Annotated in this window: 3 protein-coding genes; 1 reads left to right on the top strand and 2 read right to left on the bottom strand. The window is 69.9% G+C overall.

All coding sequences use genetic code 11. The annotated features are described in order from the left end of the window. Both ACY45C_RS07645 and ACY45C_RS07640 read right to left on the bottom strand, forming a co-directional pair. Nucleotides 1-490 (bottom strand): extracellular solute-binding protein (locus tag ACY45C_RS07645; protein WP_462186935.1); only part of this gene is annotated, 490 nt, incomplete at its 3' end. Between the two features lie 85 nt (nucleotides 491-575). Next, nucleotides 576-3266, bottom strand: a complete 2691-nt coding sequence (locus tag ACY45C_RS07640; RefSeq protein WP_462186934.1) for an AMP-binding protein — start codon at nucleotides 3264-3266, stop codon at nucleotides 576-578. 343 nt (nucleotides 3267-3609) lie between these two features. Between ACY45C_RS07640 and ACY45C_RS07635 the strand changes: the two genes are divergently transcribed. Further along, entirely contained in the window at nucleotides 3610-4335 is a 726-nt protein-coding gene (locus tag ACY45C_RS07635; protein ID WP_462186933.1) for an HdeD family acid-resistance protein, read from the top strand. Nucleotides 4336-4688: the final 353 nt, after the last annotated feature.

The raw sequence follows: 4688 nt of genomic DNA, 5'->3' as shown, positions 1-4688 counted from the left end.
CCTTCCCCTTCCATGCCGGTCCCGCCAGGTCCATGATCGACACGGGCAGCTCGTTCTTGGCGACCTGCCCGCGGTTGTAGATGAACACCGTCGACCGGGCCGCGAAACCGACCCAGTTGCCGGTGCTCGGGACGTACTGGTCAGGCACCTGGCCCAGGGTGGCCCGGTCCAGTTTGCTGAAGCCGCCGGCGCGGTCGACCAGCGTCATGGCCGGCGAGTTCTCGGTGACGAAGACGTCCGCCGGCGAGCTGTCGCCTTCCTGGACGATCTGGTTCGCCAGCTCGGGGTCGCCGCCGCGACGCAGCTCGACCTTGATGCCGGTCTGCTTGGTGAACGCGTCCACCATCACCCGCATCAGGTCCTGGTGCTGCGCGTTGTAGAGCGTGATTGTCTTCCCGTCGTCCCCCGAGCCGCACGCTGACAGGCCGGCCAGGCCGGCCAGGCAGGTGGCCGTCACCAGCACGACCAAGGTTCTTCCTATCGAACCCATCGGGCTCCTCCACCTGAACACTTCACCTGGACAGACACGTCCGACCGACCTCGAACCTCTAATCGGTCTAGAAGTTAACTCATGCTTACCTTAGCGCCGTGGAATGTGACGAGTGGCATAAGCCGGGGGCGCTGGCGGGCGAACCGCGGAGCAGACGCCTGGCGCCGAGCGGGATCGGCACGCCTGCCGTGAGCCGGCCGAGAAGGCCCATGGCATGGAACGAGACCTTCCACGCGGCGACGCCGACGGTGAGCGAGGCCAGCAGCGCCAGGACCGGATGGTCGTCCTGCAGAAGGGGGAACACCTGCCAGTGGGTCAGGTAGATGTAGAGCGAGCTGCCGGCCAGCAGGCCCGCCAGCCGGCGTAGCGGGCGTGGGCAGCGGACGCTCGTGGTCCAGGCCAGCAGGAGCACGCCGCCGAGCACCACATGCTCCCGGCGTGCGTCAGCGAAGAACCCGGGGATGGTGAGCGCCGCCGCCGCCGTGAGGACCAGCCGCTGCCATACCGTGGTCGCGGCGGCGGTGGCCCATCCCAGTGCGAACAGCCAGAGCACCGCCACCGACGTCTGGGTGTGGCGTGGTCCCGGCGGTAGGGCCACGACGTCGAAGCGGGTGAGCAGACCGGCGGCGAGGACACTGGCGGCGACGGCCCACGGGCGGCGCCGCTGCCAGCGGTCGAACGCCGGCACGCCGAGCAGGGCCGTGAGGACCAGCAGGATCTGGACCAGGGCTTCGATGAACCAGAACTCCCAGGGCGGGCCCGCGCGGCCCGGCCCGAACACGCTGTTGAGCAGCACGATGTTGGCGGGTCCGTGTTCGTCCATGACGAGCACGAGTACGGTGATGAAGACGATGCTCGGCACCGCGAGGTACGCGATGCTGCGGAGCAGCCCGCGGACCCGGTCGCGCCGCGGCGCCGCGGTCAGGTGGAAACGGGCGAAGTTGTAGCCGGCGACGGCGATGAGGAGATGGGCGCCCCCGAGGATGCCGCCGACGGTGTCGAAGGTGTTGGCGTGCGTCCCGACGATCAGCACGATCGCGACTGCGCGGAGCAGCAGACTGGTCTCGATCGAGCCGCCAGAGCCGCCAGCCCTGCGCTTCGGTCGCGTGGCCGGCTTCAGGTCCCGCACGGCCATGGTGTGCCAGCCGGCGGGCAGGTGTCCGAGGGCGTCCTCCAGCCGCAGTGACAGTTCCACGTAGGACAGCGAGTCGCCGCCCAGGCTCACGAAGGTGCTGTCGTCGGTGACATCGTCGCGGTGAAGCAGCTCGGCGAACAGCCGACGTACGTCGGCTGTTCCGTCCGACGGCCCGTCCCGTCCGGTGGGCGCGGTCGTGCGCGCCGGTCGCGCGTCGCGGGCGATCTCCTGCAGCGCAACCAGGTCCGGTTTGCCGGTGGCCAGGCGGGGCAGGGCGGCCAGGCGGTGGACGCGGACGGTGTTCTCCGGCAGCCGGCAGGCCCGCGCGACCAGCTGGCGGACCGAAGGTGCGTCCCGGTCGCCCTCGATCATCACGTCGACGGCGTCGTCGCCGGTCACGCAGCAGGCGCTGAGCCCCTGGCCGGCGAGGGTGTCCTCCACGTGTTGCAGGTCGATCCGGATCCCGAAGACCTTGGCGAATCTGGTCTGCCGTCCCACGATCTCGTACAGGCCGTCGTCGGTGCGGCGTGCGACGTCCCCGGTGCGCAGCTCGTCGAGCGTCGGACCGAGCGCGAGGTCCGAGGCCGTCCGCGCGTAGCCCATCATGACGTTGGGCCCGGAATAGACGAGCTGCCCCAGATCCTCGGTGCTGTCGGTGCTGTCGGTGCTGTCGGTGCTCTCGGCCAGCGGCTCGAGCCGGAACGACCCGCCCGGGACCGGGACTCCGATGGTGTGGGGCTGGGTCGGCGCGAGGTGCGGCGGCAGGTAGGCCATCCGCGCCGTGGCCTCGGTCTGGCCATACATCACGACGAAGTCCCAGCCGTTGCGTCGTCCGAGCTCGGCGTAGCGGGCCACCCGGTCCCGGTCCGGCGCCAGTCGACCGCCGGCCTGCGTGACGTAGCGCAGGTGCGGCAGCGACATCGCGTCGAAACCGATCCTGTCGAGCAGGTCGAACGTGTAGGGGACGCCAGCCAGCGAGGTGCCCTGCCCGTCCCGGAAGAGGTCCCAGAAGCAGGCGTCCACGACGGACAGGGACGTCAGGATCAGACCGGCCCCGCACAGGAGGTGACTGTGCACGACCGACAGCCCGTAGCAGTAGTACAGGGGCAGGGTCGTCGCGGCGCGGTCGCCGGGGCGAAGGCCGAGGCACTCGACGATCGACTCGGCATTGGCCTGCAGGTTCGTGTACGACAGCCGGACCAGTTTCGGTGAGCCCGTCGAGCCCGACGTGCTCAGCAGCAGCGCGAGGTCCGGATGGAGGTCGTGCTTCGAGCCGTCACGCCGCTGCTCGACGCGGATCCGCGTCCGCGTGTCGGCGGGGCGGATCACCACGTCGGGGTCATAGGACGTGATCAGGGCGTCGGTCGACGCGGCGTTGTCACCCGGCACCAGCAGGACCGCGTGCCCGGCGGACAGCGCCGCCAGGTACAGGACGAGGACGTCGATCGTGTTGACCGCCGCGAGGAGTACCAGCCGCCGCCCGGCGCCGAGCCGACCGGCGGCGGCGTCGACGCGTGCCGCCAGCTCGCGGTAGGACAGTCGGCCCTCAGCCGTGACAACGGCCGTGCGGTCACCGTGCCGTTCAAGGTGGCGGGCGAGGAACACAGTCGAGCCTGAGAGGGACGGGCCTGCATGGGTCACCCAGCCAATGTACAAGTAAGGAAAGCCTACCCTAAGTCTTACCCCTCACTACGCCTACGTCATCGATCCATGACGTTCGGTGCCGCAGCCGCCCATGGGTGATCTTGTCGTGTGGTGGCGGCGGCAGCGGTGGGTCTGCCTCCCGCCCCAGCGCGGCACCCACCTGCTGGGAGGAGTTGAGTAGCGCCGCGGGCGATATGGCGTCGTCGTCGGTTCGGAATGATGTCCAGCGGATAAGCGTGGTTCGCCGGGTGGCGGGCATCAGCTTGTTGACCTGTGATGTCGAGCGCCAGCTGACGGCAATGGTCCTTGTATCGGTGACCGACGATGGGAGAATAGGATCGTGAGCGACATAACTGCCTCAGATCGTCGTACACATGAAAGATCCACAGATGTGCCCTGGTTTGGTTTTCTCGCCGTTGGAGCAGCTTTTGCCCTGTTCGCGCTGGCCATTCCGCAGTTCGATCTGACCACGGTGCGGTCGATCGCCGTGCTTCTCGGGATCGTCCTGCTCCTCGGCGCGGTGAGTGAGCTGCTGGCGGCGGCGGCGACGGCCCGGGACTGGCGCTGGTCCCATGCGCTGCTCGCGGTGCTGTTCGTGGCCGGCGGGGTGGTGGCGCTGGTCTGGCCGGATCCCACGGTCAAGGCGGTGGGCCGGATCGCGGCCTGGTTCTTCTTGACCAAGGGTCTCTACGACGTCGTCAACTCGTTCGTCGCCCGACGGACCGAGCAGCAGGCCGCGGCCGGGCAGTACGCCACCGCGGCGGAGGGCCGGCCCACCCCGGCCCAGTGGTGGATGCCGCTGATCGTCGGTGCGTTGGAGATCGGGGCGGCGTTCTGGGTGGTGGGTTCCCAGCGGGTCTCGCTGCCGCTGCTGGCCCTGTGGGTGGGCCTCACGGCCCTGGCGGTCGGGCTGACCAAGATTGCCATGGGGTTCCGGCTGCGGGGCGTTTCCCGACCGCCCGCCTCTCTGGAGGGCCTGGCGATTCCCGGCTTCGGCGCCGGCGCGGTGGAAGGCAGGCGTCTGGAGGAGGAGCGCGTCCAACGACCCGTGTCCGGGAATCGTTGACGATCCCGGGTGATTCCCGGATCCCGGCCCCGGTTTCTCCCGGCCGACCCTTCGGTTTCCGCCACCGCCGTCGGTCTGTCCCTGATGCCCCACCGCCCTGACTCGCGTCAGGGCGGTGGGGCGTCGGGGTCGTGCTCCGCGGGGGACAGCAGCAGGCGGGAGGTCCGCCGCCCCGGCGCGCGTCGGCATAGCCTCGGCGGCGTGATTCGTGAGCCGCTGCCCGTCCCGTCGGAGACGGCCTTCCTGCCGGAGACGACCGTCCCGTCGTGGGCGATCCGCCTGCATGCGCGTGCGCTCGCGCGGTTGACCGGCGCGCCCGAGGCGCGGTGCAGCGTCCGATTCTTCGCCGACCA

The sequence above is a fragment of the Frankia sp. CcWB2 genome (genome assembly GCF_977927585.1).
The sequence above is the reverse complement of the archived record's forward strand: the minus strand, read 5'-3'. Positions and strand labels throughout refer to the sequence as shown.